The sequence below is a fragment of the Paraburkholderia sp. GAS348 genome (genome assembly GCF_050434205.1).
In the GTDB taxonomy this organism is placed as follows: Bacteria; Pseudomonadota; Gammaproteobacteria; order Burkholderiales; family Burkholderiaceae; genus Paraburkholderia.
In genome coordinates, this window is sequence record NZ_JBNPVT010000002.1 from 335,725 (window position 1) to 361,721 (window position 25,997).

A 25,997-nucleotide genomic window follows, 5' to 3' on the forward strand; every position below is an offset into this window, starting at 1 on the left:
TGTTGTGTGTAAACGGAAAGCGCTGACGTTACCATGCCGGCGCAATGCCTGCAGCGCGGCTAAAATGCTGCTTTAGCAGGCGCTCGCACCAGCGCGCTCAATGAATTTTCCGTCACCCCGTCTGCGATGAATCCCGAACACCTCGAACTCCTGGTCACGCGCGTGATGCCTTACGGAAAATACAAGGGCCGGCTGATCGCAGACCTGCCCGGTCACTATCTGAACTGGTTTGCGAGCCAGGGCTTTCCGCCGGGCGAAATCGGCCGCCTGCTGGCTTTGATGCACGAGATCGATCACAACGGCTTGTCGTCGCTGATCGAGCCTTTGCGCAAGCGCTAACTATTTCGCGAGACGAGGCTTGCCGAGCCCGCGTTCCCTGGGCAGGCAACCCATGGCGCGCAGATGCACGAGCAAGCGGTCTACTGCCTCGTCGATCGACACCCGATCGGTTTCGATCATGACATCGGGGTCGAGCGGCACATCGAACGGCCCCGAAATACCGGTGAAATGGGGAATCTCGCCGCGCCGTGCACGCGCGTAGAGGCCTTTGACATCGCGCGCTTCGCACACCGTCAGCGGCGCCTTCACGAATACTTCGACGAACCCGCCGCCAACGATCTCGCGAGCCATGCGCCGATGCTGATGCTCCGGCGAGATCACCGCGGCAATCGCAATGAAACCCTGTTGCATGACCAGCGCCGCGACGTGCGCGACCCGCCGCAGATTCTCGGCGCGGTCTTCGGGTGTGAAGCCGAGGCCGGCGGTCAGGCCCCGTCGCAGCACGTCGCCGTCGAGCACGATCGAAGCATGCCCGGCTTGTTTCAGACGCTGGTGCAACGCGTCGGCCAAGGTCGATTTACCGGCGCCGGACAAACCGGTCATCCATATGACGGCCCCGCGGATAGCGCTCATGACTTCCGCTCCGTGCCCGCAGCCGCCGCGTCGGCATCTGCCAGAGGTGCACGCTGCTGCGCGCCGACGCTGTCAGCCGGCGCCAACTCCGGTCCCAGGCCGTCGAACAAGGGTTGCAACAACACCTGCCGCGGCTGCCAGCGCTGCACCGACGTCTTGTAGAGCGGGCGGCGCACCTGCGCCGCGCTTGCCGTGTTCACCTGCCGCGTGGTCTGGTGAAACGATAGGCAGCGCGCGTCCCAGTCGAGTCCGCAATGCGCGAGCAAACGCCGGACATTGCCTTCGAGATCTTCGACCAGCTCTTCGTATTTGATTTGGATCATCGTACCCTCGGGCAACGCGCGTTGCCAATGTGCCATCAGCGCGTCGTACGCGCGATAGTAGCGACCCAGCTCACCGAGATCGTAACTGAACGGCACGTCGTGAAAAATTCGCGAGAAGATCGACAGGCAGCTTTGCAACGGCGAGCGGCTGCTATGAATGAAGCGCGCATTCGGCAACGCCAGATGAATCAGCCCGACGTTGATGAAATTGAACGGATACTTGTCGGTGAAGTGCGTGTAACCCGGCGCTCCGCTTGGTATTTCCGGCAGCGACATGCGCATGCGGCGCAAATAATCGGCGCCGAGCGCGCGCAATTGCGTTGCACCGACGCCCTGCAATGCTTCGATATCGATGCGCAACGGGTCGTCTACATGGTGGCCGATGCAATTCACCAGTGCCTCGCCGAACTCCGTGCGCTCACCCGCGCCGAAAACGTGCGGATGACTCGCGAGAATCTGTTCGATCAGGGTCGAACCGGAGCGCGGCATCCCGACGATAAAAATCGGTGCAGCCGACGGGTCGCCCAGACCACGTTTGGCCGCCAGCTCCTCTGACGTCAGTACCTCAGGCAAATGGGCGAACAGACTGAGCGACGCGGCTTCGTCATAACGCACGCCGGTGCGATGCAATGCGTTGGCCTTCAGGAAGTGATCGAACGACGCATCGTTGCGGCCCACATCGGACAGCGCCTGGCCATACGCGAAGTGCATCTCCGCCTGATCGACGAGTGTGAGCGAAGCGGCAACGCCGGCGAGTTGCTCGAGCGCGACGAACACCGGATCGTCGGCGGTAAGGCGCTTGGACTGAACGAAGTTGCGGTAATACAGCGGCACCTGCGGGGCCGCCTCGATCGCGCGGCGATAGGCTTCGTGCGACTCGTCGAAACGACCGAGTGCCTGCAGACAGTTGCCCATGTTGTTGTACGAGCCGTCGGCTTTCGGATTGAGCCGGACCGCCTCGCGATAGGCGTCTACCGCCTGCTCGAGCCGATGCATCTGCTCGAGCGACCAGCCGAGGCCGTGGTGCAAATCGGCGTTCCGCGGATCGAACATGGTTGCTTCATGATAGCGGACGACGGCTTCGGAAAAATGGTTCAGCGCGGCGAGCGTCGCGGCGAGGCGTTCAAGGACGACGGCGTCGACCGGATCGAGCACACGCGCTGCTTCGAAACACTGGAGTGCGGCCTCAAGTTCGCCGCGAGCGGCGCAGGCGTCGCCTTCGGCGCGCCATTCTGATGCGGTCGCAGGCTGTGGATCGTGCTTCATTGACGGCCAGGTTCTTTTCAGGCTTCGCACCGGGCGGCCCGGCAATGTCGCATGCGCTCTTCTTCGTCCAGCGTCAGCACAAGCATCGGTCTCGATTCAAAGGGAAATTGTCTGACGGGAAACTATCAGGCGCGCCTTACAGTTATGCTTCGAAAATTTAACGAACTATTACACCGCCATGATTCCGTCATGATTCGGAAGACCGTCGCAATGCGCGGCCGCTATGGCGTTGGATCGCCACGGCGGTGTCAGGCAGGCGCGATGGCGCATCCGCCCCGTAATTTGCGGACACAAATCCTGCTGAACTCCCGGGCACGCCGTTTTTCTCATTCTCATACGTGGGAGAAAATCGTGAGCAGGCTCATTGCATCAGTCGCGATGTTGGCCGTGGCGGCAGGTCTCACCGGCTGCGTGGTTGCGCCGGGCTACGACTACACCTACGCGCAACCCTATTACCCCGGCTACGGTTATGCCTACGGGCCGGTGTATGGACCGGCTTACGGTACGGTCGACATCTGGGGCGGTTGGGGTGGTGGCCCGTGCTGTTATTACTACCATGGGCATGGCGGGTATTGGCACGGCGGCGGGTGGCATGGCGGAGGGTGGCACGGAGGCGGCTGGCACGGCGGTGGTGGCGGCTCCCACGGCAACGGCGGCGAATCGTGGAGCAGTGGCGGCAGCCATGGGGGGCATGGGCATTGACGCCGCTATGCGCAGCGCGAGCCGGGCTGCCACCCCAGCTTCGAGGCGAGCAGCCGAAGCAGCCCATAGTCAGCGCGGCTCTGCTTACGCCACGGTGGCGCTGGGTTTCAGGGCGTTCTCAAGGGTTGCCCGAAATAGCGCGACAGACTGTGCGCCGCTGATAATTTCGTCGCCAATCTTCACCGACGGTACCGAGTTCACGCCACGCTCGATCGCCCGAGCTTCAAGCGCGCGCACTTCGTCTACACCCCTGTCCGACGCAAAAAACGCTTCGACCTTGTCTTTCTTGAAACACGTCGCCGCAGCGATCTCCGTCAACACGGCGACGTCTCCAATATCGCGGCCAGCGGAAAAATACGCATGGAAGATCGCCTCCACTAGCGCCGTTACATCATGCCTTTGCTGCAACACCCATACAAGCCGATGCGCGGCGAGCGTGTTCGGCGTGCGCTTCGCCAGCGCATGGTTGAATTCCAGCACCAGGGACAAATGAAATCGTATGTGACCTCGATATTCAGCGCATTCATCGACCTTCTCCAAAAGGGATTGTTTGCACAACAAACGATAGCGCGGCCACCGGCCGATCGGAATGGCAACGCGAGGCAACGTTCTTTTGCGTGGCATGCAATGAGATGGGGCGAACGGCGTAGTCTGCCTGGAACAACTCATCTCGCGCACGGAGCCGCTTTTCGCCGCTCGGCACACCACGAGTGAGCGCATTGTGAATGCTTCGCCGCGAGTGCCTGACCGGAAAGGTGAAGGTCCTCGATACGGAGCCCAGCGGTAGCGCTGCTGGAGATCGATACTTAGAAGCGGTGGGCCAATCCGGGTAATCCCCCAAGTCAAAAAACTGCCTGCAATTGCCGGGCGTCGGTTTGACCACAATTATTCATATGATAATTAATGGTTCTGATACATTGGGAACGATGACCGCGCTCGCCGCATGGCGCGCCCACCGCAAACCCGAAACTGTATGGGCCAAGGTTATGGACAAGCTATTGTCGCTTCGGGCGTTCGTGGAAGTCGCTGAGGCAGGCGGTTTTTCGAGTGCGGCACGACGCCTCGATCTGGCAACATCCTCGGTCATGCGCTCTGTCGATTCGCTTGAGAAGGAACTGGGCGCGGTACTCCTGAATCGGACCACCCGCCAGGTGACCTTATCCGACGCAGGGACCGCCTACTACGCCAAGGCGAAAAAGCTGCTCGAAGATCTGGCCGACGCCGATGCATCGGTTTCGGACAGAAGCGGCGAACCGTCAGGCCCACTGCGCGTGTCCGTGCCCGTCGCATTCGGATCCCGACGGATCGCACCGTCCCTCACGGTGTTCCTGCAAAAATATCCAAAGCTGGAGTTGGACGTCAAACTTAGCGATGCCTTTGTCGATCTGGTGAGCGAGCGCATAGACGTCGCTATTCGCCTTGGTGAGGTCGCTGCCATGGCCGACGTCGTCAGCAAGCGCGTCGGCATCTTCACTCGTTATCTTGTCGCGAGCAGCGAATATCTCGATCGGGCAGGCTATCCCGCGTCTCCTGACGAATTGATCGACCATGAATGCCTTCGATTCACCTACACGACAGAACCTCAAGTCTGGACGTTTTCGCGTGACAAGGAAGAAAAACGCGTGCCGGTGACGGGCAGACTCAAGGCGAACAGTTCCGAAGTGTTGCGCGAAGCGGCATTGGACGGTATGGGCATCGCGTTGCTTCCCGACTGGCTGGTGGCGTCGGATGTTCAGTCAGGCGCCCTCACCCGGCTGTTTGCCGAGTTCGAGGCGGGACCGAACGACGCACGGGCTGTCGTGAGCGCACTGTATCTGCCCAATCAGCGGGGGTCGCGAAGAGTCAATGCGTTTATCGATTTCGTGTCCGAACTGGCCGGCCGCCCTCAGTGACCGCTTACGCGGTGCATCATGACGATGACGCACGAAACCATGGCCGTGAGCTACTCGTCAGTTCTGCGTGCGGCCAGCGTACGTGGCTCGTGCCAGTTCGACAGTCTCGTCGCTCTTCCTTCGACGATCGCCCGCATCGGGCATGCTCGACAAGCGCGGCCGCAAGGCGCCTTCGCCTAGCCAGACCGGGGTAATCTTTGTATGATGCGTCCCAACATCCTGGGTACCGAACACACCATGCCGAGAAAAGTACGGACGGTCGGCGCAGCGTCGACGAGCGAGGTGCATGACATCGAGAAGGGCATCACGCGACGCCTTGCCCCCGAAGTGCGGGAGCGCCAGATCGTGCTGAAGGCCGTCGACCACTTCGCCACCCACGGATTCTCCGGCAGCACCCGCGAACTCGCGCGCCAACTCGGCGTGACTCAACCGCTTCTCTACCGCTACTTTCCGAGCAAGGAAGCCTTGATCGACCGTGTGTACGAAGAGGTCTATCAATGGGACACGCGTTGGGAAAGCCTGATCAAGGACCGCTCCGTGCCGATCCAGGAACGGATGGTCAGGTTCTACTCGTCGTACGCCAGCGTGATTCTGCGGCGCGAATGGATCCGGATTTTCATCTTCGCCGGGTTGACGCGCGAAGGCATCAACTCCAAATATCTGTCGCGGCTGCGCGAACGCGTGTTCCTGCCCGTCATGGCGGAAATCCGTTTGGCCTATGACCTCCCGGCATCGTCCAGCACGAAGCAGCGCGACATCGATCTGGAGCTGATCTGGAGCCTGCACGCCAGCATCTTCTATCTCGGCGTCCGGAAATGGATCTACGGGCTACCGGTCAGCGACAACGTCGAAGACCACATCGCGCGCCAGGTCGACGCCTTCCTCAATGGCGTGCCTGACGCGCTCAAGCACGCAACGAAAGCGTCCAGCAAAGCCAAAGCCTGACGCCGGCCGGAATCACAGCCGGCCGCTCGCTTCATCGCCCATCGCGCAGCCTCCTGTGCGTTTTTCAGGGTAAACACCGTCGCTACGCCGCTTTCTCCTGCCGACGCGTTCGCCTACAATTTATCCATCGATCACTAATCGATCGATAAATAGCATGTCAGGAGTTCCTTATGCCCGTGTCAAAACTTGCGCACTACTCGATCCGCACCATGGACCTCGAGAAATCCTGTCGTTTCTACGAGCGGATTCTCGGTTTCAAGCGGGGCTACCGCCCGCCCTTCGATTTTCCCGGCGCGTGGCTTTACAAGGGCGGCGATGAGGCCGACTTCGGCACCGTCCACATCATTGGCGTCGATCCAGACAATCCCGCCGGACTCACCGCCTATCTCGGCGACAAGGCACTCCCCGCCAGCGGGACCGGCACGGTCGACCACATCGCATTTCTTGCGACGGGTGTCGAAGACATGTGGAAAACCTTGCAAGCCGAAGGCGTCGCCTGGCGCGATCGCACGGTGCCGAGCCTTGGCCTGCATCAGGTGTTCATCGAGGACCCGTCCGGCGTGACCATCGAACTGAATTTCCCCGCCGAAGAACTCACCGGTCTGGCCGAAGCACATCCGGCCATCGATCGGGCATCCATTGACGCAGGAGAGTAAGCATGGCCAATCCTTCGGCACGTTTAAAGGCGATCATCGCCGGTGGCTCGCTGGGTGGCCTGTTTGCGGCCAATCTGCTGGTCCGCAATGGCTGGGATGTCGACATTTTCGAGCGCGTTCCTGAAGAACTGGCCGGCCGCGGCGCCGGCATCGTCACCCATCCCGAGTTATTCGAGGCCATGACGGCCGCCGGAATCGCAATCGATGACTCGATCGGCGTCAAAGTGCAGTCGCGCGTGACCTTCGCGCAGAGCGGCGCGGTGTTGTCCGAGCGCGAACTGCCGCAGACCCTGACCGCGTGGGGCAAGATGTATCACGTGCTGCGCGCGGCGCTGCCCGAGGTCCACTACCATGCCGGCGGCACGGTCGTAGCCGTGGAAGACGGAGCCGATCAGGCAAGCGTGTCGCTCGGTGACGGCACGGTATTGCGCGCGGATCTCGTGATTGCGGCGGACGGTTTCAAGTCGGCGATTCGCGAGCGGTTCCTGCCTGACGTGAAGCTTCAGTATGCCGGCTATGTCGCATGGCGCGGCCTGGTCGACGAAACCTCGCTGTCGTTGGCAACGCGCGAGGCACTGTTCGACAAGTTTGCCTTCTGCCTGCCCCCGCGCGAACAGATTCTCGGCTATCCGGTTGCCGGCCAGGGCAACAGCACGACCCCGGGTGAACGCCGTTACAACTTCGTCTGGTACCGCGCGACAAGCGAAGACATCCAGTTGCCGAACCTGCTGACCGATGCATCCGGCAAACGTTGGGTGGGTGGCATTCCGCCAACGCTGATTCGCCGCGAGGTGCTCGCCGACATGGAAGACGCGGCGCTCACGCTACTCGCGCCGCAATTCGGCGAAGTGGTGACCAAATCGACGCAACCGCTCTTTCAACCCATCTTCGATCTCGAAGTGCCGCACATGGCGTTCGGCCGGGTTGCCTTGCTGGGCGACGCGGCGTTCGTGGCGCGGCCGCACTGCGGCATGGGCGTCACCAAGGCAGCGAGCGACGCAATGGCGCTCGTCAGCGCGTTGAAGAGCCATGCAGACGTTCAGGACGCACTCGCGGAGTACAGCCGCGTGCGCACGCAAGTCGGCACGGCCATCGTCCAGCACGCACGCCATCTGGGCGCTTACATGCAGGCGCAATTGAAAAACGAGGTCGACCGTGAAATGGCCGAGCGCTATCGCACGCCCGATGCGGTGATGCGCGAGACCGCGGTACCTGCACGCTTTTAAGTGTTCGAAGCGTTCGTTGTGGCCGCGGCGGGTTCGACCAACTGTCGTGCTCATAACATGACCTCATCTGGCAGGGTTTGCAGATTGCGCTTCTACCAGCCGAATTTGAGTTCCGCGCCGATGTAGTCGGAATTGCGGGCGCCCAATTCGCGCAGCGACGGTCCGATCTGAAAATGCACGGCCTCGAGCGCCGCGGCAAGATTCGCGGCGACGGCCCAGTCAGCGCGAAGCTGCGTATAGAACCCCGTCCAGCTGCTGCCGTGTCCCGCCGTGCCCGGCACGACCGCCGAGCCTTGCTGGTAGACCGCGTCAGCGGTGGTCTCGCGCCATTGCAGCCCCACGCCGGCCAGCAGCGTCAGCTTGCTGTCCGGTTTAAGGACGAGCGACGGCTTGACGTGAACCAGGTTCGAGTAGCCGGTATAGCCGGCCAGTGCAAAGTAATAGCCGTTCGGGAACAGCGGATTGAACGTACCGACGCGGCCGTCGCCCGGGTGGTTGTCGCCCGACGCGGCGTCGACCTGGATGCCGAGCCGGGGCATCCACGGCACGGACGTCAGCGTGTAGCCGGCGAGCGAGCCCACCGCCCACGCACCGATCGTCTTGCTGCCGACATGGCCCGATTGATACATGCCCTCCACGTCCCAGTCGATATGGTTGACTTTGCCGGAATAGCGCGCATCGAAGACGTCGCGATGCTCGTCGCCGACTGCGTCGAGAAAGTGCGCGTTGCTGCGGTTGTAGCGCGAGTAGTACGCCGACAAGTCACCCGGCCCGACGTTTTTGCGCTCCACGCGCACGCCGCTGAATGTCAGATCGCGATTGGAGACGTCGTCGAAATCCGAATTGTCGCGATACTGAACCGGTTGCGTCGCATAGGCGATCCAGCGCCATGGACCGGTTTCATAGTCGGCCCATAGCGCGTCGAATGCCTGACGCACGTTCGGGCCGTCGCGCACCGCGACGAAGCGCTGCAAGTCGAACGCCATTTCCTGCCGGCCGACGCGGAACCTGAAGGTGCCGGGTCCAAGCGGCTCGGTAATCGCGACGAACGCCTGGCGCAGATCCAGCGGATTTTTATCGACCGGCGTGACGTTGTCCTTGCCGTAGGGCCGCGCGTCTTCGAATTGCGTGAAGATCTGCACGTGAGGGCCGAGGTGGATATCCGCATGAACGTCCAGACGTTGCAGCAGGTACGTGTCGTCATGCCCCGAGCCGAGACCGAACAGCGGCGCATCGTTCATCTCCAGGCGCTCGCGCAGCACCACGCCGAGCGAGATGTACGCGTCGGGATTGCCGAACAGCGGAATGTACTTCAGCGAATCGAACGGCCGCTTCGGCACGCAAGGATTCGCCAATACCCCCCAGTTTTCCTGCCAGCGGTTGAACATGATTGCCGGCCGCACACACGATGCACTCGCCGGAGCCGCAGTCACGGCGGGATTGGCCGTGGTGGTATCGTCAGCTCCGCCGAGCGCCGTATCCGCCGCTGAAGCCGGCAGCGCGGCCGCGAGACCCGTGCTGATCAGCAAGGCGCGGGCGGCGCGCCGCACGGAAAGGCGCGGCGCGCGCCCGCGTGCCTTCAATGATCTCAATGGCTTCGTGACGTTTGCATCACTTGCCATCGTGCACTTCGGCAATGTAGCGGCCCGGGAATTCGAGCATGGCCGTCGTACCCGCTGCGCTGTGATACGGCGGGTAAAGCACCTTCGCGCCGGCCGCTTGTGCGCGCTCGATCGTCTGGGCGACATCGTCCACGCTATAACCGGTCGTTTCACCCCCGAACGGGACCGGCAGCTTGCCGTCCGTGACGAACACGACCATATGGCCGAAGCCCGAGTTGATGCGAATCACACGGATCGTCTCGCCCGGCCGGCCGATCACGCCGGCGTCCGCACGCGGGTTGTCCGACAGCACCTTGCCATGCGAGAAACGCAGCCACCGGCGCACGAAGTTGTCCGCTTCGTAGCGCGACACGTACACGCGGTTATCCGGCACGCTCTGCAACGGCGCATAGTTCGGCGCCTTGGTATGCCAATAGAGCTGCATCGTGACGCCGCCCGGCCATCGGATGATTGCATCCTTGCCGATCGGATCGTCGAACGGGTCGACGACAATGTCGGCGCCGGCCGCACGCGCGGCCTTCACCGCCTTGTCGATATCGGTGACCAGATACCCGGTTCGCTCATTGCCGAACGGATACGGAATCGCCGTTTCGAAGCCGAACACCGAGAGCATGCCGACCGGCGTTTGCACATATTGCGACGCCGTCTTGCTCGGCGTGGGCGTCACCGTGAAAACCGCACGTTGGGATGCCTTGCCGCCGAAGGTCGCGAGAAAGCTGTTGACGAACGCGTCGAGATCGGCCGAAGCCACATACACGTGAGTCGTGTCGTACTGCGCGCCGACCGATACGTCGGGGTATTTCGCGGGGGATGCGGCTGTTCCGTTCGACACCTCCGGCGGCCCGGCATCGGCGAATGCAGATGCGGATGCAACCGATGTCAATCCAATCAGTATCGCCGCGCAGAGCGATGCGAGTGGACGGGGCCGATGAAACGACTTGAACATGGCATTACCCACATGTATTAGCAAAGTTTGAATGGTCTGCCTCTGATCGAGGCGGTGTATGTTGTCTGGCGCACGTTTGCGCAGTCCGCGATCAGCGCGGGAACGGGGGCGTCGTGTCGAATCGACGCTGCTCAGCCAGGCGAAGGACCTGCGCCTGTCACGTCAGCTGCCCTGCTTCGTCGTGTCGGGCGCCACGGCCTTTTGCGCTGCAGCGCCCTTTCCCGGCCCAGCGACCTCAACTGTCGTCTGCGCGAATAACTGCGTTTTGACGACCGGGATGGCGTGCTCGCCCAACACCATGCCGAGCAATCCGGCCAGCGCAATCAGCGGCGGCGCCGGCGACTGCACCTTGAGTAGCCAATATAGGAGGCCAACGCAAAAGCCGACCCCCAGAGAAATGATGTAGCCCATGCTATTCGTCCTTTCCAGAAACACCTGTTAATTGGGCCAGTCCGATCCCAGCACCAGTCCGCAGAAATTCAAGCGGCGATAGTTCGGGTCCCACCGGTCCAGGACGTCGGCATTCACCGTTCCGAACGTCGTCTCCGGCCGATGTTCCATGCCACGCGCATAGGCTTCGATGATCCTCCTCTTGAAGCCTGATTCGCGCGGATAAGCCTGTACGATTTCATCGCACTGCTGTGCGGTGAAATCGTCGTAGCGGGCGCCCCGAACATCCATCTGCACGCCGGCGCTGATCAGCGCGACCAGCGGCGACATATGTTCCGGAATGCCCGGTGTCGTGTGCAGCGCGATCGCCGTCCAGACTTCGTCGATCAAACGCTCGATGACGACATGCCGCCGCAAAAAATCGCGCGCGGCATTCGCGCTGTCCACCTCGAACCGGTACGGCGACCGGTGATACTTCACGTTCAGCCCAACGTTGTGAAACATCGCAGCGACATAAAGCAGCTCGGCGTCGAATGTCAGGCTTTCGCGATATCCGATCAGCGCACCGAACAGAAATGCTCGTAGCGAATGGTGAAAGATCAACTCTGACTCCGTGCCCCGGATCTGAGCGGTCGCCGCCTGAGCCATCACACCATCGGGAATCTCAATGCCGGCAATGGTTTTCTTCATGAGGGTCGGCATCATGGTCCTCGCTCGCGTGTTGGCACGAAGCCGTGGCGATCAGAATGCGAAACAGCTACAGCCCAAAGCGCCCCAGAAGCCGTTCGAATCGCTGACCGGCACATTTTTACGCCACGCCCAGCCGTGGGCATGGGCATGCACGCCGCACAGATTCACGCAGCCATCCACGCACGCCACCGCGGTCGGCTTGTAACGGCTGTAGCCGCCGAATTCCGCGACCGGCGACCACGACGGGCTGACCGGCAGATCAGGGGGGCCAAGCGGCGCGAATTCGTCGTCGGCATACACGACCTTGCCGCCCACCACCGTCATCGCGGAGGTCAGAAACTTGATGCGGCTTTCGTCGACGGTGAAGTAGTCCTCGCTGAGTACCGCGAAGTCCGCGAACTGGCCGGGCACCAGCGCGCCTTTGCGGTCGTCCTCGTTCGAGAACCATGCGCTGCCTACCGTGTAGCGGCGCAACGCTTCCATCCGGTCAAGACGGTTCTCGCTGGCATACATCGCCGTGCCGCCAACAGTCTTGCCCGACACCATCCAGTACAGTGAAACGAACGGATTGAAGCTCGCGACGCGCGTGGCGTCCGTCCCCGCGCCGACGGGCAATCCGGCATCGAGCATGTGACGGATGGGCGGGGTGCGCTTGACCGCCTCTTCGCCATATCGCTGAATGAAGTATTCGCCCTGAAACGCCATCCGATGCTGGATCGCGATGCCGCCGCCGAGCGCGCGCACCCGCTCGATGTTCTTCTGCGCGATGGTCTCGCAATGGTCGAAGAACCAGCGCAGCCCGTTGAAGGGGATCTCGGCGTTCACACGCTCGAAGACGTTCAGGAAACGCTCGATCGATTCGTTGTACGTGGCGTGTAGCCGGAACGGCCAGCGGTTCGCCACCAGCAGTTTGACGACCGCTTCCAGTTCGTCTTCCAGCGTATCCGGCAGGTCCGGGCGCGGCTCGAGAAAATCTTCGAAGTCCGCTGCCGAGAACACCAGCATTTCACCGGCGCCATTGACGCGCAGAAAATCGTCACCGTCGCCGGGTTGGGTCACCTTCACCCACTTCGCGAAATCTTCGATTTCCTTCCTGGCATTCTGCGTGAACAGGTTGTACGCGATACGTACGGTCAGCTCGTTGCGCTTCGCGAGATCCATGATGATCGCGTAGTCGTCCGGATAGGCCTGGTAGCCGCCGCCCGCGTCGATCGCGCTCGTCACGCCGAGACGGTTCAGTTCGCGCATGAAGTGCAGCGTGGAATTGCGCTGATCTTCCGGTGCGAGCTTCGGCCCTTTGGCGAGCGTCGCGTACAGGATGCCGGCGTTCGGCCGCGCAATCAGCATGCCGGTCGGGTTGCCACGCTTATCGCGCTGGATCTCGCCGCCGGGCGGATTGGGCGTGTCTTTGGTATAACCGGCCGCGCGCAGCGCCGCTGCGTTCAGGAGCGCGCTGTCGTACAGATGCAAAATGAACACCGGCGTGTCCGGCGCAATCGCATTGACTTCTTCGAGCGTCGGCCCTCGGCCCTCGGCGAACTGGAATTCGTTCCAGCCGCCCACCACGCGCACCCATTGCGGCGCCGGCGTGCGCGCCACCTGCTTCTTCAGCATGTCGAGCGCGTCCGCGAGCGACGGCACGCCGTCCCAACGCAACTCCATGTTGAAGTTCAGCCCGCCTCGAATGATGTGCAGGTGGGAATCGTTCAGACCGGGGATGACCGTGCGCCCCTTGAGGTCAACCTGCCGCGTCGTGTGGTTCACGTGACGCATCACGGCTTCGCGAGATCCCGAAGCGACGATACGGCCGTTCGCGACGGCAAGCGCATCGGCAAATGAACGCTTGTCGTCCTGCGTAGCGATCTTGCCGTTGAAGAACACGACGTCGGCCGGCGTCGGCTCGGGAGTATTGGAATTCATGGTGGTCCTCATAGGGAGCGCTCCGCTTCTCACGCGCGGAGCGATTCGTGGGAAGCGGGCGCTCGGCGACTATTTACTTCTTCGCAGGCACTGGCGCCAGAACCTCGTGCGACCCTGCCGCGCGCTGCGGAGCCTTGTGCACCATGGTGTAGGCATAGTCGATGCCCATTCCGTACGCACCCGAATGCTCTTTGGCAATCGCCATAACTGCGTCGTAAGTCTCTCTGTGCGCCCAATCGCGTTGCCATTCGAGCAACACCTGTTGCCACGTCATCGGAACCACGCCGGCCTGGATCATGCGCTGCATTGCATAATCGTGGGCCTCCTTCGACGTGCCGCCCGACGCGTCGGCGACCATATAGATTTCGTAGTCGCCTTCGTCCATCGCGCATAGCGCAAACGTGTTGTTGCAAACCTCGGTCCACAGACCTGCCACCACCACTTTTTTCCGGCCATTGGCAGCCAGCGAGTCACGAACCTTCTGGTCGTCCCACGAATTCATGGACGAGCGTTCGAGCACTTTGTGCCCCGGAAACACGTCCAGCAGCTCGGGGTAGGTGTATCCCGAGAAACTTTCGGATTCCACTGTCGTAATGGTGGTAGGAATGTTAAACACCCGCGCTGCCTTCGCGAGTCCTACTACGTTGTTCTTCAATACCTGACGGTCGATGGACTGGACCCCGAAAGCCATTTGCGGCTGGTGGTCGATGAAAATGATCTGCGAGTTTGCCGGTGTCAGGACTTCAAGTTTCGGATTTGCCATGGCTTTGTACATCCTAAGGAAATTAGTGAACACGGGAAGTCATGTCGCACTCGCCCTGAGTGCGAGAAAAACTAGCGCCCAGTCTATCCACCACTTTTCGCCGAGTCCTTGGCAAAGCCCTTAATAGTTCTTAAACAAAATGACGGCCGGACAGTCGCGACTGATCGCGACGCGATCCATATGGCCGGCTCAGAACATTTCACATTTTCTGCAGGACTTTATGTGCGCTGCATTCGTACACTTCAATCAGCCGGCGTGGGCGCGCCGCCGTTCAGCCTTCGGATGAGGTGTGAAGCCGTGCTTCGAGAAACTGAACGAGCGAGCGCACTTTGCCGGAGTGACGGCGATTGGGCAGATAGGCGGCGTAGACGACTGCGTCGCCTTGACGAGGGCTCGCATCGAAGTTGCAGGTGAGTTGCTAGCCGGGTTGGCTGAAGCCGTTAGTAGAAGCCCTTCTCGCCTTCCGGCCGGGTCTTGAAGCGCTTGTGCACCCAGTAGTACTGCTCTGGAATGTGCGGAATTTCTGCTTCGAGCCACTCATTCATCCGGCGCGCGTCGGCATAGTCGTCGCCGCTCGGATAGTTTTCCCATGGCTTGAAAACCTTGAGGCGATACCCTTTGTAGCCCGGCAGCACCTCGCCGATAAACGGCACCACTTGCGCATTACCCGTCCTGGCAAGACGACCGGTTGCCGTGAGTGTGCATGCCGGCACGCCAAAAAACGACACGAACATGGAGTTACGCTTTCCGTAGTCCATGTCCGCACCGAGCATCACGGGCTTGCGATCGCGCAGCCAGCGCAACACGATCCGAGCGCTGTCGGCACGGCTTGCCATGTGCGAACCGAAGCGTCCGCGCGCTTCAATGGCGACCTTATCCAGCAGCGGATTCGAGATCGGCTGATACAGCGCGCCACATTGCCGCTGCAACGCGTAGTTGATAAAAATCGAACCCGCCTCGATACCGACAAAATGCGCGCCCAACAATAGCGTCGGCGGCATATCGGGATCAAGGAGATCGATCTCGCTCTCGATCTGCACCAGCTTTTCGAGCTTCGCCGCCGACCCGAACCATTGAACGCTCCGTTCGACGTAGCTGCGAATAACATGGCGGAAATGCTGCCCCGCCACTTCATTACGGCGGGCTGCATCCCATTGCGGAAAGCACAGACGCAAATTGATGTGGACCACCCGCTTGCGCCTGCTCGGAATCTGGTACAGGAGCCAACCGAGGCCGTCGCCAAAGCGGGCAACAAGGCCGTACGGGAGGATTGCCAGGAACTTCAAAAACCCGATAGCGAGGTGGGTACTCAGACGCGTAAGCATGAGATCGTTTCTCTGTGAAAACTGTTAACGAAGCGAGGCGCCAAAACCTGCGCCCAACCCTGCTTTCAACGCAGGGAAAACAATCCCGCTAATATCCCACAAAAGAGTAGCCACTTCGCAAAATAGTATGTCGGCCGATACCATGCCTTCGACTTCTTGCCGACCTTGCGAATGGCGTTGCAGGACTAACTTTTCTTAAGACGGCGGCGTGCCGACGCCAGCGCGGCCGTGAACCGCGCTGCGGCATCCGCGTCCCTTTGTGAAGTGAACCTGAATCGTTCTAGACGCGGCTCATGTGCGTCGGTTCGCCGGCGTTCGCGAAAACCATGTAACACGGTAGCGTCCCGCACCGCCGATCACGATCGTGCCGAACAGGATCAGCAGCATCCACGCGAACTGCGCCTGATCGAGCGTCCACTCGGGATGCACCAGCGTGAGCGCCATCAGCGAGATCACGATGATCGGCAACGCGGCAAGCCGGGTCGCGATGCCCGCAATCATCAGCACGGGGCACAGCACCTCAGCGAAGATCGCAAAGCTGAGCGTCAACGTCTTGCCGAGATGCAGCGGGTCTTCGATCGCCGCCAGTTGACTCGTGTAGTGCATGGCCTTCGGCAGGCCGTGCACGATCAGCACCAGCACGCTGGCCGCGACACGCAGGAAAAGCAGCGCGGCGTCGGCCGTGCGCGCCGGTACCGGCGCCAGTTCGGAATCGAGGCGGTTCATCAAGGCTTCCTTTATAGCAAGGCTGCCGGGTCACAACGCCGGCAGCATCGATCTTCCTGGCCTTTATCGGCTTCGCTGCGCCTCAAGCTCACGACTCGATGAATGCAAGAAGATCGGCATTGACGCGATCCGCTTCCGTCGTGCACATGCCGTGAGGTGCGCCGGGGTAGACCTTGAGCGTGGCGTTCCTGACGATTTGCGCGGACTTACGCCCGGCGTCGTCCAACGGCACGATCTGATCGTCGTCGCCATGCAGGATCAGCGTCGGCACATCGATCTTCTTGAGATCTGGCGTGTAGTCGACCTCGGAGAATTGCTTGATGCACTCGTACTGACCGAGCACCGAGCCCATCATCCCTTCGCGCCAGAATTCGTCGATCACGCCTTGCTGGACTTTTGCATTGGGCCGGTTATAGCCGTAGAAAGGCACCGCGAGGTCCTTGAAAAACTGCGACCGATTGTTTGCGGTATTGGTCCGAATATCGTCGAAGACCGACATGGGCAGCCCTGTCGGATTGGCCTCGGTCTTCAGCATGATCGGCGGCACCGCACCGATAAGGACCATTTTGGCGACACGTTTTGTTCCATGGCGGCCCACGTAGTGCACGATTTCTCCACCACCCGTTGAATGGCCGACGAGGGTTGCGCCCTTGAGATCGAGCGCCTCGATGACGGCAGCCAGATCGTCCGCGTAGGTGTCCATGTCGTTACCGTGCGCGGTTTGGCTCGAACGGCCGTGGCCCCGGCGATCGTGAGCGATCACGCGATAACCTTTCTGCACCAGAAACAGCATTTGCGCGTCCCAGGCATCGGCATCGAGCGGCCAGCCATGGGAGAACACAATTGGGTGGCCCGAGCCCCAATCCCTGTAGAAAATCTGTGCGCCATCCCTGGTAGTAACGAAGTTCATGGCTCGTGCTCCTGGATGTGCAAGATGATTGCCGGTTTTGCTGCCCGCTGCAGTGCTTGCGGCATTGGAAACAGCAGGGACGACCGCCGCCGCAAGCGCGCCGGCTTCGGACCGACGCGGCATCACGACTGGTCAGCAGATTAGGGGGATGAAGCGCTAAAAGTCCTGACGGCAGTCTTAAATGTTCTTAAACGTAACCCCGCATACCGCATGCCTTACGCGGTTGGCGCCGGGTGTGGCGGGAAGCGATCGCCTACTACGTCGGGAAATTCGATCCGACGATTTCGAGGGAGTGGGAAGGCAGGAAGATGCAGATGAATGCGCGGCGCACGCAAATCCGAGCGTGATTTGCCGTCGATGCGACTGACGCAAGATGAAGGCCGCAAAAATGGCGACGTAGATTCCAAAAACAAAAAAGCCGTTCCGAATTTTGCATTCTGGAACGGCTCTTCAGCTACAACGTTTTGAATCTACTGAATTCTTTGGGGTGGCTGATGGGGCTCGAACCCACGACAACAGGAATCACAATCCTGGACTCTACCAACTGAGCTACAGCCACCACTGACATCTGCTTGACTTGCTAAGCAGCTCATTGCTGAGAAACTTGGCTCGCCGATGAAGAAACGAGATTATACGAACAAGAATTCCGTTTGCCTAGTCCTTTATTCAAAAATTTCGACGGGCTCACGCAGATGCTGTCTTGCCTCGTCGAAGATGCTCAGATCGCGCGCCGCCAGGCGCTTGCTATCGGACAACACGCGACGCCATCCACGTGCGCCTGCCTCACCGCGGTAGAGGCCGAGCGCATGACGCGTGATCGCACCAAGGTACGTGCCGCGCGCCATTTCAGCCGCGCAATATTCGATCAGCTTCGCCTCGACCTGCTCGCGCGTGAGCGGCGCATCCGTCGAGCCGTAGAAGCGTGCATCGACATCGGCCAGCACATAAGGGTTGTGATAGGCCTCGCGCCCGAGCATCACGCCATCGACGTGCTGAAGATGCGCCTCCACCTCATCAAGCGTCTTGATGCCGCCATTGATGATGATCTCCAGATGCGGGAAGTCACGCTTCAACTGATACGCGTAGTCGTATTTGAGCGGCGGAATCTCGCGGTTCTCTTTCGGGCTCAAGCCCTTGAGAATCGCATTGCGCGCGTGCACCACGAACACACTGCAGCCGGCGTTCGCGATCGTGCCGACGAAGTCGCGCACAAAGCCATATTCCTCGACCGCATCGACGCCGATCCGGTGCTTGACTGTTACCGGTACCGACACGGCATCGCGCATTGCCTTCACGCAATCGGCGACGAGTTGCGGCTCGTTCATCAGGCAAGCGCCGAACGCACCACGCTGCACGCGCTCAGACGGGCAGCCGCAGTTCAGATTGATCTCGTCATAGCCCCATTGCTCACCGAGCCTCGCCGCACGCGCGAGATCGTCAGGCTCGCTGCCGCCGAGTTGCAAGGCAACCGGCGCTTCTTCGGGCGTAAACGCCAGATGGCGCGGCACGTCGCCGTGCAGCAGCGCGCCGGTGGTGACCATTTCGGTGTAGAGCCACGTATGGCGCGATATCACGCGATGCAGCGAGCGGCAGTGGCGATCGGTCCAGTCCATCATCGGAGCGACAGAAATGCGGCGCGGACTGGGAGTTTGAGCTGAAGACATGGGGCGGCCAGACGGCTTGAATCAAACCGCAATTTTACCGCAAGTGGCGAAATGCCCCTGAAACGCCGAAGACGGGCCAGATATTCCCCACAACCGCGCCGATAAACCGCCCTGCCAAGCGGGTCTTTGAGCGGCGAAAACGCTTGGCCAACAGGGTCAGACCGCCGCTGACGCCTGTCGCATAACCCTCTGAGCGATTATTGCGGCAGCCAGAACAGTAAATTCAAATTATCGGTACAAATTTTTGATAGTAGGTGTATACACTGCACTCCATCGACGTTGCAGATACATCCCATCGGCCCCTGCGACGCCTTCCTGAAATGAAATCGAAACGTTATCGGAGTCACACCATGAAGACCAAGCTTATCGCCGCCCTGCTGGTTGCTGTTTCTGCCTCGATCGCTGCTCCCGCATTCGCTAGCGGCTACGGCCCGGCACCCTACTATAGTCCGTCGGTCGGCGCACCGGCTTCGCAACAAGGCCAGAACGCGCAAACTGTCGCGGCCGAGCGCGCTAACACTGAATCCAATTCGTTCGGCGGCACGAAGAACGTGTCGACGCAATCGGGTACGCGTGAGCCGGTTTCGGGCCCGCAATCGGTTTTCTTCGGCCACTAATCTGTCGCCGTTGCAGGCTGCCGTTCACAAGACGGCAGCCGAACTGGGCGCCGCGCATGCAGCAACGCATGCCGGCGCCCAGTTCCATTTTCAGTCCCATTACATCGCGGCGGCGCCCGCAGCATCAAGCCCCGCGTAGCCTTAATTGAATGCGCTTGCCGGCTCGCGTGCTTGTGGCTAGACGGCGAGGCCGGCATCGATCGTTTCGCGCGCCACCCTGAAGCCTGCCTGAGCAGCGGCATGCTCGGTAGACCATAGGGTGTCGATGTGCACGAGGCGCCAGTCGACCACCACCGCCTCGTTGCGCAACACCCTGAAGTGCGCTTTGACGCCGGTGAGCACCTGTTCGACCGCGACTTCGATGTCGTAGTCCTGATAGCGCTCCTGGTAGTCGCCCATGTCGAGGCCTTTCGGCTCCATGATCGCCTCCCTATGGCTTCCCTGATGGCTTCGGTACCCGTGGTGAAATTCCGCGGCCATGCCTCTCCGCCGGGCCGTCGTCGCGGCTCGGAGCATGCATCGGCCGGCCCTCGTCCGACGATCAGTCGCAATCGCCAGACAGGTACTGCCGGCCGTTACAGGTGATTTCGACGTCGCCGCCGCTCGCTTCGGCGGCCAGCCCGTTCGCCAGCAACTCCGCCGTGACGGATTGCGCAAACTTCGGCATGGGCTGTCCGACGCCGACTTCGTTCAGGCGCCGCAGTGCTTCAACCGCTTCCGGACTTAATGACTTCGACATGGCCGTCTCCGTCGTGATGCTGAATTTATCGTAGCAAGTTTCGCGGCAGCACGCAGGGACGCGTCGACGCATGGGCATTGTGCACCGTCTGGATGCCCGCCGGCGCCGCCACGCGTGCCAACGCGAAATAGCGTCGGCACGCGTGGCGGTGCGAACGGCACAGCGGGGGCTTACAGACGCGCGATCGACACCTCCGTCGACTTCACCAGGGCGACTACCTCCGAGCCGACCTTCAAGTCGAGTTCGTCGACCGAGCGCGTGGTGATCACCGAGGTGACAATGCCGAACGGCGTGTCCACGTCGACCTCGGATACCACCGGCCCACGGATGATTTCCTTGATCTTGCCCTTGAACTGATTGCGTACGTTGATTGCGGAAATGCCCATATCGAGTGGCTCCAGAAAAGCGGTTGAAAAAAGTCGGTCAAGGGATGTCAGACGGCCCAGCGGACGTCTGTCGGCCGCCTGAGGCGCCCCTCGTTACGTGCGTCGTAAGCGCGAAAGGACCGCGCGCCGTCGTTCGGCGCCGTCTTCAGTACGCGTTGCAACACATGTTCTTCCAGCGCGGCAAAACCGGCCGATGCACGCGCCCGGGGGCGTGCAAGCGGCACCGGCTGATCGAGCGCGATGCGCCCTTCTTCGATCAGCAGAATCCGCTCGCCTAACGCGACGGCTTCATGCACGTCGTGCGTCACCAGCAGCGCGGTAAATCGATGTTCGCGCCACAGGCGTTCGATCAGCGCGTGCATTTCGATGCGCGTCAACGCGTCGAGCGCGCCGAGCGGTTCGTCCAGCAGCAGCAATTGCGGCCGATGCACCAGCGCACGCGCCAGCGCCACACGCTGACGCTGGCCGCCGGAGAGCTGTGCGGGCCAGTCGTTGGCGCGCTCCAGCAAGCCGACTTCGGCGAGCACGGCGCGCGCATCTTCACGCGCGCTGCGGCCGAGGCCGAGCATCACGTTTTGCAGCACGCTCTTCCAGGGCAGGAGCCGCGCGTCCTGAAACATGATGCGAGTGTCGAGCGGCCGACCGTCTTCGGCGCGCTTTTCGAGCACGCCCGACGTGGTCTTTTCCAGGCCGGCGACCAGCCGCAGCAAGGTCGATTTCCCGCAGCCGCTGCGGCCGACAATGGCCACGAAGCTGCCGCGCTCGATCGACACATCAAAATCGGACAACACCTTGCGCTCGCAGTACTGCTTACCGACACCGCGCAACTCGACCGCATGATCGGCGGACCGGCGCGCGTCGTTGCGCGCCGATGCCCCCGCCGCCGAGGGCACGCCGCTCACTCCACTCACTCCACTCACTCCACTCACGACGCCCACGCTGCCCACGCTGCCCACGCGATGGTAATCGTGCGCCTGATCCGCACGGTCGAAGCCAGCCGCCTCATCGGCGTCGTGATCGACGGTGCGCGGTTGCGCCAGTTCGGCTTCGAGATCGCTGCCGGCGATGCCGCCGAACGACGCCGACAATGTCTTTGCGCTCATGCTTTCGCTCCCCGTTGATACGCCGGATGCCAACGCAGCGACACGCGCTCGAGACGCTTGGCCAGCAAGTCGGCGAGTTTGCCGAGCGCCGCGTAGAGCAGGATGCCGACCACCACCACATCGGTTTGCAGGAATTCGCGCGCGTTCATCGTCATGTAGCCGATGCCAGACTGCGCGGAGATGGTTTCAGCAACGATCAGCGTGACCCACATCAGCCCGAACGCGAAACGCACGCCGACCAGAATCGACGGCAACGCACCCGGCAGGATCACGTGGCGGTAAAGGGCGAAACCCTTCACGCCGTAACTCCGCGCCATTTCAATCAGATTGGCATCGACCGAGCGGATGCCGTGGAACGTGTTCGCGTAGATCGGAAAAAACACGCCCAGCGCGACGAGAAACACCCTCGCCTCCTCCTCGATACCGAACCACAGGATCACGAGCGGGATCATCGCCAACGCGGGAATGTTGCGGATCATCTGCACGGTCGAGTCGAGCGCGATTTCGGCGAATTTGAAGAGACCCGTCGCAAGGCCGAGCACGAATCCGATGCCACCGCCGATCGCAAAGCCCGATACCGCGCGCCACGTGCTGACCTTCACGTCCGCCCACATTTCGCCGGACTGGATCAGCGACCATGCGGCCTTCACGACCGCGAGCGGTTCGGGCAGCACGCGCGCCGAGAGAATGCCGTTACGTGCCGCGAACTCCCACGCCAGCAGAATCGCCAGCGGCACGAGCCACGGCGCCAGATGCGCGCCGATGCGGCGTGATACGGTGAAACTCGCGGCAAGACTAGCGCCTGAACGCGCACCTGCCTTCACGTCGGCATGCAAGTCCGCATTGGCGTCCGCACGCGTGCCTTCGTTCGGACCTCGTTCCGCACTCGCAGTGGCTTGAGCCATGACGATTTCCTCATTGCTTAACTGTTGGGCGTAGTGAGCGAACCGCGCAAAAGCGCTCAACTCGAACTCGTCGCCTTCGGCAAATAGTCGTTGCCGACGATCTCGCCGAACGGACCCGACAGCGGACCGCCGGAGGTCTTCATTCGACGGCCCGGCAGCAGTGGAAACACCAGTTCGGCGAAGCGATACGATTCTTCGAGATTCGGATAGCCGGACAGGATGAACGTCTCGATGCCGAGCGCCGCGTATTCGTTCATCAGCGCCGCCACCTGCTCGGGATTGCCGACCAGCGCCGTCCCCGCGCCACCGCGCACGAGACCCACGCCCGCCCACAGATGCGGATACACCTCGAGTTCCGCGCGGCTGCCACGCTTGCCGCCGTGCAACGCGGCCATGCGGCGCTGTCCCTCGGAATCCATCTTCGAGAACGAAGCCTGCGCACGGGCAATGGTTTCGTCGTCGAGCTTGCTGATCAGCTTGTCCGCGGCGGCCCATGCTTCTTCTTCAGTCTCGCGCACGATGACGTGCAGGCGAATGCCGAACTTGATCTTGCGGCCACGCGCTTCAGCACGGGCGCGAATGTCGGCGATCTTCTTCGCAACGGCCGCGGGCGGCTCGCCCCACGTCAGATACGTGTCGATATGATCGGCCGCGATGTCGTGCGCAGCCGCCGACGAACCGCCGAACCACAACGGCGGATGCGGGTTCTGCACCGGCGGATACAGCGCCTTGCCGCCCTTCGAGGTCAGATGCTTGCCGCTGAAGTCGATCGCGTCGTTGGTATGCGCGGCGCTCAGCAGCTTGCGCCAGATCTGCAGGAATTCGTCGGTGATTTCATAGCGTATGTCGTGATCGACGAACACGCCGTCGCCTTCGAGTTCAGCCGGACTGCCACCGGTCACGACGTTGATCAGCAGACGTCCATTCGACAGCCGGTCGAAGGTCGCCGCCATGCGCGCCGCCAGGCCCGGCGACGAAATGCCCGGACGGATCGCCACCAGAAACTTCAGACGTTTGGTCGCGCCAATCAGGCTCGACGCGACGACCCATGCGTCTTCGCACGAACGGCCGGTCGGCAGCAGCACGCCCTCGTAACCGAGCGTATCGGCGGCGACGGCGATTTGCCGGAAGTAGTCGTAGTCCGCTGCGCGTGCGCCTTGGGACGTGCCGAGATAGCGGCTGTCGCCGTGAGTCGGAATGAACCAGAACACATTCATTTGCTGCTCCTGCTTGTTCGAAACCGGATTGAATGGGGACGTGTGCAACGATGGTGCGTCGAGTGAAAGCGCACACGCCGGCCGCGCACCGCTGGCCGCGCGCATCCATCCGGCACACAGCCGGAGATGCAAGCGCAAAATTATGGAAATACTGCGGTGAGGCGCGGATTAGCTCCGACAGCGCATCCACATATGCGTGTGCGCCATGGAGCAGTTGAAGATCGGCATCAGGCAGGACATCGCGACGGCTTCCCTCGACCAAACGTGCGCGTGATGCGCTCGATTAAACAGGCGACGGCGGCAAACACCGTCTGTATGGAGAAGCAGTCTATGGACCGGGGCCCGGCTTTTGAACGATTTTTTTTAGCTTAGGTTTTCCACTTTCGTGATTAGCCCGACGCTGAAGCATACGGATGTTGCGCGGTGTTGCACCTTACCCACGCTGGAAGCGGGTGGCCCCTATATATAATGGCGCCACGTTTCCAATAATCCGGTGCAGGCCGCGCGAACCGCGCCGCCTGAGCTCTCGCGGTGCAATGCATGCAAAAACTCATCCTGCCGTTCGTCGCCGGTTTTCTGGCTTCCCTGTTCTTTCATGAATCGACTCTGGCGCTGCTGCACGCAGCCGGTTTGATCGACCCAACCGGTTTTTCGACCGCGCCGTTTTTGCCGCTCGGGCTGCCCGAGTTCATTGCGAACGCAATCTGGAGCGCGTGCTGGGCGGTGCTGATGGCGTGGCTGTTGCGCGTGGCGCCTGGGCGGCGCGCGCCGTGGGTGCCCGCCTTTGTATTCGGCGGCATTGCGTTGACGGCGGCAAGCGTGTTCGTGGTCGATCCACTGCGCGGCATCTGGCCAAGCGGCAACATGCTGCCGCGCCTCGCGCTGGGTTTCGCGGCGAACGCGATGTGGGGCTGGGGCGCGCTGGTGTTCATGCGCGCATTCATGGCGAGCGAAGACGAGGACTGAGCGTCAAGCCCGCAGATCGCGCAACGGGTGTTCGTTGGCCGGCCACGGGCTTTCGAACATCTTCGCCACATCGGCGGCGCTCACGTCTTCAATGCGCGCAAAACGCCAGCGCGGCGCGTTGTCCTTGTCGATGATGCGCGCGCGAATCCCTTCGACCGTGTCGCCTTGCGCGAAGCTCGTGCGCGTCAGATCGAGATCGCAGCGCAACACATCCGCCATCGAGCCCTCGGCGCGCGTCACCACTTCCAGCGACACGGCCATCGACAAGGGCGAACGTTCGCGCAACACGGCAATCGTCTGCTCTGCCCAATCGGCGGTCTCGCCGCCAAGCTCACGTTCCTGTTCCAGCGAAGCGAGAATCTGCGCCATGTCGGGCAACGCGAAATGCCGGTCGATCAACGCACGTGTGTTCGCGAGCAACGAAGCATCGGGTGCCGGCACGACCTGATGCGCGGCCGTCTCGCGCTCGACGCACGCCACCACGTCTGCGCCACGTTCGAACCGTTCAGTGCGCAGCGTATCGACTAGCGCGGGCAATGCCGCGTCGTCGATATAGGCGTCGGCGAGGCCTGCGTAGAGCGCATCGGCTGCGCCGATCGTTTCGCCGGTGACCGCCAGATAGCGGCCGAGCGCGCCGGGTGTGCGCGCCAGAAACCAGCCCGCACCGACATCGGGAAAGAGTCCGATGCGGGTTTCGGGCATCGCCATCTTCGTCGAGTGAGTCGCCACACGCAGGCCGCCGGTGCGATGCGCGCCCTGCGAAATCCCCATGCCGCCGCCCATCACGACGCCGTTCATCAACGCGATGTACGGCTTCGGGTAGGTGAAGATCGCGTGATTGAGCCGGTATTCCTCGGTGAAAAACGTATCGCGCGCATCATCCTCGCCGCGCTGCGCGGACTCATACAGAAAGCGGATATCGCCGCCCGCGCAGAACGCACGCGGATGCGCGCTGCGCACCACCACGGCGAGCACGTCGGGATTTTCGCGCCACTGGTCGAGCGCCGCATGCATCGCGCGAATCATGCCGGTCGACAGCGCGTTGAGCGCCTTCGGCCTTTCCAGTTCGATGAAACCGATGCGGTTGGCTATGTAAGTCGCGACTTCGTCGCTGACGGCGGGCGAGGTGGAAATGGACATGGAGAGCTAAGCGCGATGGCGCGAAATGAAACGGAACTGAACGTTA

Annotated in this window: 30 protein-coding genes, 1 tRNA gene and 1 pseudogene; 10 read left to right on the top strand and 22 right to left on the bottom strand. The window is 61.6% G+C overall.

Annotated features, from left to right (window positions below; translation table 11 throughout):
• Positions 1 to 126: 126 nt before the first annotated feature.
• Positions 127 to 339, top strand: coding sequence for a DUF3820 family protein (locus tag P3T22_RS04440; protein WP_006048800.1), 213 nt, complete (start codon positions 127 to 129; stop codon positions 337 to 339).
• Here the strand turns inward: P3T22_RS04440 and cysC are convergent, their stop codons facing one another.
• A complete protein-coding gene (gene cysC / locus P3T22_RS04445; RefSeq protein WP_063496344.1) occupies positions 340 to 912 on the bottom strand; it encodes an adenylyl-sulfate kinase in 573 nt (190 codons plus the stop codon).
• Complete coding sequence (locus tag P3T22_RS04450) at positions 909 to 2,501, bottom strand: sulfotransferase (protein WP_429324311.1); 1,593 nt, start codon at positions 2,499 to 2,501, stop codon at positions 909 to 911. The genes cysC and P3T22_RS04450 overlap by 4 nt, the downstream gene beginning before the upstream one ends.
• A 351-nt stretch (positions 2,502 to 2,852) precedes the next feature.
• On the opposite strand from P3T22_RS04450, the gene P3T22_RS04455 reads away from it, so the two are divergent.
• Positions 2,853 to 3,203 (top strand): hypothetical protein, encoded by a 351-nt coding sequence (locus P3T22_RS04455; RefSeq protein ID WP_429324312.1) that lies wholly within the window; start codon positions 2,853 to 2,855, stop codon positions 3,201 to 3,203.
• A gap of 84 nt (positions 3,204 to 3,287) precedes the next feature.
• Here P3T22_RS04455 and P3T22_RS04460 read toward each other — a convergent pair whose 3' ends face one another.
• Complete coding sequence (locus tag P3T22_RS04460; protein ID WP_429324462.1) at positions 3,288 to 3,872, bottom strand: DsbA family protein; 585 nt, start codon at positions 3,870 to 3,872, stop codon at positions 3,288 to 3,290.
• A 317-nt stretch (positions 3,873 to 4,189) separates the two neighbouring features.
• On the opposite strand from P3T22_RS04460, the gene P3T22_RS04465 reads away from it, so the two are divergent.
• From P3T22_RS04465 to P3T22_RS04485, 5 genes are all read left to right on the top strand, one after another.
• The gene (locus P3T22_RS04465) at positions 4,190 to 5,095 is read left to right on the top strand and encodes a LysR family transcriptional regulator (protein ID WP_063497965.1); all 906 of its coding nucleotides are present in this window, start codon (positions 4,190 to 4,192) and stop codon (positions 5,093 to 5,095) included.
• Positions 5,096 to 5,113: 18 nt separating this feature from the next.
• Positions 5,114 to 5,275, top strand: coding sequence for a hypothetical protein (locus P3T22_RS04470; RefSeq protein WP_158515275.1), 162 nt, complete (start codon positions 5,114 to 5,116; stop codon positions 5,273 to 5,275).
• Between the two features lie 57 nt (positions 5,276 to 5,332).
• The gene (locus P3T22_RS04475; protein WP_063497966.1) at positions 5,333 to 6,040 is read left to right on the top strand and encodes a TetR/AcrR family transcriptional regulator; all 708 of its coding nucleotides are present in this window, start codon (positions 5,333 to 5,335) and stop codon (positions 6,038 to 6,040) included.
• Between the two features lie 170 nt (positions 6,041 to 6,210).
• Complete coding sequence (locus tag P3T22_RS04480; protein ID WP_063496347.1) at positions 6,211 to 6,696, top strand: VOC family protein; 486 nt, start codon at positions 6,211 to 6,213, stop codon at positions 6,694 to 6,696.
• A gap of 2 nt (positions 6,697 to 6,698) precedes the next feature.
• A complete protein-coding gene (locus P3T22_RS04485; RefSeq protein ID WP_063496348.1) occupies positions 6,699 to 7,922 on the top strand; it encodes an FAD binding domain-containing protein in 1,224 nt (407 codons plus the stop codon).
• A gap of 92 nt (positions 7,923 to 8,014) precedes the next feature.
• Here the strand turns inward: P3T22_RS04485 and P3T22_RS04490 are convergent, their stop codons facing one another.
• The 10 genes and pseudogenes from P3T22_RS04490 to P3T22_RS04535 form a co-directional block, all read right to left on the bottom strand.
• A complete protein-coding gene (locus tag P3T22_RS04490; RefSeq protein WP_063496349.1) occupies positions 8,015 to 9,544 on the bottom strand; it encodes an alginate export family protein in 1,530 nt (509 codons plus the stop codon).
• Positions 9,534 to 10,490 carry a VOC family protein gene (locus P3T22_RS04495; RefSeq protein ID WP_429324313.1) on the bottom strand — a complete coding sequence of 319 codons (957 nt, stop codon included), beginning with the start codon at positions 10,488 to 10,490 and terminating at the stop codon, positions 9,534 to 9,536. Before P3T22_RS04495 ends, P3T22_RS04490 begins: the two co-directional genes overlap by 11 nt.
• A gap of 162 nt (positions 10,491 to 10,652) precedes the next feature.
• Positions 10,653 to 10,901 (bottom strand): DUF1427 family protein, encoded by a 249-nt coding sequence (locus P3T22_RS04500; RefSeq protein WP_063496351.1) that lies wholly within the window; start codon positions 10,899 to 10,901, stop codon positions 10,653 to 10,655.
• 27 nt (positions 10,902 to 10,928) lie between these two features.
• On the bottom strand, positions 10,929 to 11,570 hold the full coding sequence (locus P3T22_RS04505; protein ID WP_429324463.1) for an HD domain-containing protein: 642 nt from the start codon (positions 11,568 to 11,570) through the stop codon (positions 10,929 to 10,931).
• A gap of 51 nt (positions 11,571 to 11,621) precedes the next feature.
• Positions 11,622 to 13,490 carry an amidohydrolase gene (locus P3T22_RS04510; RefSeq protein ID WP_429324314.1) on the bottom strand — a complete coding sequence of 623 codons (1,869 nt, stop codon included), beginning with the start codon at positions 13,488 to 13,490 and terminating at the stop codon, positions 11,622 to 11,624.
• Positions 13,491 to 13,563: 73 nt separating this feature from the next.
• Positions 13,564 to 14,253 (bottom strand): hydrolase, encoded by a 690-nt coding sequence (locus tag P3T22_RS04515; protein ID WP_063496353.1) that lies wholly within the window; start codon positions 14,251 to 14,253, stop codon positions 13,564 to 13,566.
• Positions 14,254 to 14,524: 271 nt separating this feature from the next.
• Positions 14,525 to 14,659, bottom strand: a pseudogene (locus P3T22_RS04520) (LysR family transcriptional regulator); the annotation flags it as partial.
• A gap of 34 nt (positions 14,660 to 14,693) precedes the next feature.
• Positions 14,694 to 15,578 carry a lipid A biosynthesis lauroyl acyltransferase gene (locus P3T22_RS04525; RefSeq protein ID WP_063496354.1) on the bottom strand — a complete coding sequence of 295 codons (885 nt, stop codon included), beginning with the start codon at positions 15,576 to 15,578 and terminating at the stop codon, positions 14,694 to 14,696.
• A gap of 291 nt (positions 15,579 to 15,869) precedes the next feature.
• The gene (locus tag P3T22_RS04530; RefSeq protein WP_429324315.1) at positions 15,870 to 16,304 is read right to left on the bottom strand and encodes a DoxX family protein; all 435 of its coding nucleotides are present in this window, start codon (positions 16,302 to 16,304) and stop codon (positions 15,870 to 15,872) included.
• Positions 16,305 to 16,392: 88 nt separating this feature from the next.
• Positions 16,393 to 17,214: an alpha/beta fold hydrolase gene (locus P3T22_RS04535; RefSeq protein ID WP_429324316.1), complete on the bottom strand. Its 822-nt coding sequence runs from the start codon at positions 17,212 to 17,214 to the stop codon at positions 16,393 to 16,395.
• A 318-nt stretch (positions 17,215 to 17,532) separates the two neighbouring features.
• Between P3T22_RS04535 and P3T22_RS04540 the strand changes: the two genes are divergently transcribed.
• Positions 17,533 to 17,682, top strand: coding sequence for a hypothetical protein (locus P3T22_RS04540; protein WP_158515276.1), 150 nt, complete (start codon positions 17,533 to 17,535; stop codon positions 17,680 to 17,682).
• 15 nt (positions 17,683 to 17,697) lie between these two features.
• Here the strand turns inward: P3T22_RS04540 and P3T22_RS04545 are convergent.
• A tRNA-His gene (locus P3T22_RS04545) sits at positions 17,698 to 17,773 on the bottom strand.
• 103 nt (positions 17,774 to 17,876) lie between these two features.
• Positions 17,877 to 18,878, bottom strand: a complete 1,002-nt coding sequence (dusA, locus tag P3T22_RS04550) for a tRNA dihydrouridine(20/20a) synthase DusA (RefSeq protein ID WP_063496357.1) — start codon at positions 18,876 to 18,878, stop codon at positions 17,877 to 17,879.
• 350 nt (positions 18,879 to 19,228) lie between these two features.
• Here dusA and P3T22_RS04555 point away from each other — a divergent pair, with 350 nt between their 5' ends.
• On the top strand, positions 19,229 to 19,495 hold the full coding sequence (locus P3T22_RS04555) for a hypothetical protein (protein WP_063496358.1): 267 nt from the start codon (positions 19,229 to 19,231) through the stop codon (positions 19,493 to 19,495).
• A gap of 177 nt (positions 19,496 to 19,672) precedes the next feature.
• Here the strand turns inward: P3T22_RS04555 and P3T22_RS04560 are convergent, their stop codons facing one another.
• The 6 genes from P3T22_RS04560 to ssuD form a co-directional block, all read right to left on the bottom strand.
• Positions 19,673 to 19,915: a DUF6566 family protein gene (locus P3T22_RS04560; protein WP_429324317.1), complete on the bottom strand. Its 243-nt coding sequence runs from the start codon at positions 19,913 to 19,915 to the stop codon at positions 19,673 to 19,675.
• 121 nt (positions 19,916 to 20,036) lie between these two features.
• Positions 20,037 to 20,234 carry a hypothetical protein gene (locus P3T22_RS04565; protein ID WP_063496360.1) on the bottom strand — a complete coding sequence of 66 codons (198 nt, stop codon included), beginning with the start codon at positions 20,232 to 20,234 and terminating at the stop codon, positions 20,037 to 20,039.
• A gap of 170 nt (positions 20,235 to 20,404) precedes the next feature.
• Positions 20,405 to 20,620: a TOBE domain-containing protein gene (locus P3T22_RS04570; protein WP_429324318.1), complete on the bottom strand. Its 216-nt coding sequence runs from the start codon at positions 20,618 to 20,620 to the stop codon at positions 20,405 to 20,407.
• A gap of 47 nt (positions 20,621 to 20,667) precedes the next feature.
• A complete protein-coding gene (locus P3T22_RS04575; protein ID WP_429324319.1) occupies positions 20,668 to 21,723 on the bottom strand; it encodes an ATP-binding cassette domain-containing protein in 1,056 nt (351 codons plus the stop codon).
• Entirely contained in the window at positions 21,720 to 22,628 is a 909-nt protein-coding gene (gene ssuC, locus P3T22_RS04580) for an aliphatic sulfonate ABC transporter permease SsuC (RefSeq protein ID WP_429324320.1), read from the bottom strand. Before ssuC ends, P3T22_RS04575 begins: the two co-directional genes overlap by 4 nt.
• Positions 22,629 to 22,684: 56 nt before the next feature.
• Positions 22,685 to 23,845 carry an FMNH2-dependent alkanesulfonate monooxygenase gene (ssuD, locus tag P3T22_RS04585; RefSeq protein WP_429324321.1) on the bottom strand — a complete coding sequence of 387 codons (1,161 nt, stop codon included), beginning with the start codon at positions 23,843 to 23,845 and terminating at the stop codon, positions 22,685 to 22,687.
• A gap of 540 nt (positions 23,846 to 24,385) precedes the next feature.
• Between ssuD and P3T22_RS04590 the strand changes: the two genes are divergently transcribed.
• Positions 24,386 to 24,811: a hypothetical protein gene (locus P3T22_RS04590; protein ID WP_063496363.1), complete on the top strand. Its 426-nt coding sequence runs from the start codon at positions 24,386 to 24,388 to the stop codon at positions 24,809 to 24,811.
• 3 nt (positions 24,812 to 24,814) lie between these two features.
• Here the strand turns inward: P3T22_RS04590 and P3T22_RS04595 are convergent, their stop codons facing one another.
• Positions 24,815 to 25,951 (bottom strand): enoyl-CoA hydratase/isomerase family protein, encoded by a 1,137-nt coding sequence (locus tag P3T22_RS04595; protein WP_429324322.1) that lies wholly within the window; start codon positions 25,949 to 25,951, stop codon positions 24,815 to 24,817.
• Between the last annotated feature and the right edge of the window lie 46 nt (positions 25,952 to 25,997).

Coding starts and splice junctions, on each gene's coding strand:
- P3T22_RS04505 (WP_429324463.1), bottom strand. CDS start 11,570: ATGAAGAAAACCATTGCCGGCATTGAGATTCCCGATGGTGTGATGGCT.
- P3T22_RS04595 (WP_429324322.1), bottom strand. CDS start 25,951: ATGTCCATTTCCACCTCGCCCGCCGTCAGCGACGAAGTCGCGACTTAC.
- P3T22_RS04540 (WP_158515276.1), top strand. CDS start 17,533: ATGCGCGGCGCACGCAAATCCGAGCGTGATTTGCCGTCGATGCGACTG.
- P3T22_RS04575 (WP_429324319.1), bottom strand. CDS start 21,723: ATGAGCGCAAAGACATTGTCGGCGTCGTTCGGCGGCATCGCCGGCAGC.
- P3T22_RS04570 (WP_429324318.1), bottom strand. CDS start 20,620: ATGGGCATTTCCGCAATCAACGTACGCAATCAGTTCAAGGGCAAGATC.
- P3T22_RS04465 (WP_063497965.1), top strand. CDS start 4,190: ATGGACAAGCTATTGTCGCTTCGGGCGTTCGTGGAAGTCGCTGAGGCA.
- P3T22_RS04480 (WP_063496347.1), top strand. CDS start 6,211: ATGCCCGTGTCAAAACTTGCGCACTACTCGATCCGCACCATGGACCTC.
- P3T22_RS04590 (WP_063496363.1), top strand. CDS start 24,386: ATGCAAAAACTCATCCTGCCGTTCGTCGCCGGTTTTCTGGCTTCCCTG.
- P3T22_RS04450 (WP_429324311.1), bottom strand. CDS start 2,501: ATGAAGCACGATCCACAGCCTGCGACCGCATCAGAATGGCGCGCCGAA.
- P3T22_RS04460 (WP_429324462.1), bottom strand. CDS start 3,872: ATGAGTTGTTCCAGGCAGACTACGCCGTTCGCCCCATCTCATTGCATG.
- dusA (WP_063496357.1), bottom strand. CDS start 18,878: ATGTCTTCAGCTCAAACTCCCAGTCCGCGCCGCATTTCTGTCGCTCCG.
- P3T22_RS04525 (WP_063496354.1), bottom strand. CDS start 15,578: ATGCTTACGCGTCTGAGTACCCACCTCGCTATCGGGTTTTTGAAGTTC.
- ssuC (WP_429324320.1), bottom strand. CDS start 22,628: ATGGCTCAAGCCACTGCGAGTGCGGAACGAGGTCCGAACGAAGGCACG.
- ssuD (WP_429324321.1), bottom strand. CDS start 23,845: ATGAATGTGTTCTGGTTCATTCCGACTCACGGCGACAGCCGCTATCTC.
- P3T22_RS04515 (WP_063496353.1), bottom strand. CDS start 14,253: ATGGCAAATCCGAAACTTGAAGTCCTGACACCGGCAAACTCGCAGATC.
- P3T22_RS04475 (WP_063497966.1), top strand. CDS start 5,333: ATGCCGAGAAAAGTACGGACGGTCGGCGCAGCGTCGACGAGCGAGGTG.
- P3T22_RS04500 (WP_063496351.1), bottom strand. CDS start 10,901: ATGGGCTACATCATTTCTCTGGGGGTCGGCTTTTGCGTTGGCCTCCTA.
- P3T22_RS04555 (WP_063496358.1), top strand. CDS start 19,229: ATGAAGACCAAGCTTATCGCCGCCCTGCTGGTTGCTGTTTCTGCCTCG.
- P3T22_RS04495 (WP_429324313.1), bottom strand. CDS start 10,490: ATGTTCAAGTCGTTTCATCGGCCCCGTCCACTCGCATCGCTCTGCGCG.
- P3T22_RS04510 (WP_429324314.1), bottom strand. CDS start 13,490: ATGAATTCCAATACTCCCGAGCCGACGCCGGCCGACGTCGTGTTCTTC.
- P3T22_RS04565 (WP_063496360.1), bottom strand. CDS start 20,234: ATGTCGAAGTCATTAAGTCCGGAAGCGGTTGAAGCACTGCGGCGCCTG.
- P3T22_RS04535 (WP_429324316.1), bottom strand. CDS start 17,214: ATGAACTTCGTTACTACCAGGGATGGCGCACAGATTTTCTACAGGGAT.
- P3T22_RS04560 (WP_429324317.1), bottom strand. CDS start 19,915: ATGGAGCCGAAAGGCCTCGACATGGGCGACTACCAGGAGCGCTATCAG.
- cysC (WP_063496344.1), bottom strand. CDS start 912: ATGAGCGCTATCCGCGGGGCCGTCATATGGATGACCGGTTTGTCCGGC.
- P3T22_RS04440 (WP_006048800.1), top strand. CDS start 127: ATGAATCCCGAACACCTCGAACTCCTGGTCACGCGCGTGATGCCTTAC.
- P3T22_RS04470 (WP_158515275.1), top strand. CDS start 5,114: ATGACGATGACGCACGAAACCATGGCCGTGAGCTACTCGTCAGTTCTG.
- P3T22_RS04485 (WP_063496348.1), top strand. CDS start 6,699: ATGGCCAATCCTTCGGCACGTTTAAAGGCGATCATCGCCGGTGGCTCG.
- P3T22_RS04490 (WP_063496349.1), bottom strand. CDS start 9,544: ATGGCAAGTGATGCAAACGTCACGAAGCCATTGAGATCATTGAAGGCA.
- P3T22_RS04530 (WP_429324315.1), bottom strand. CDS start 16,304: ATGAACCGCCTCGATTCCGAACTGGCGCCGGTACCGGCGCGCACGGCC.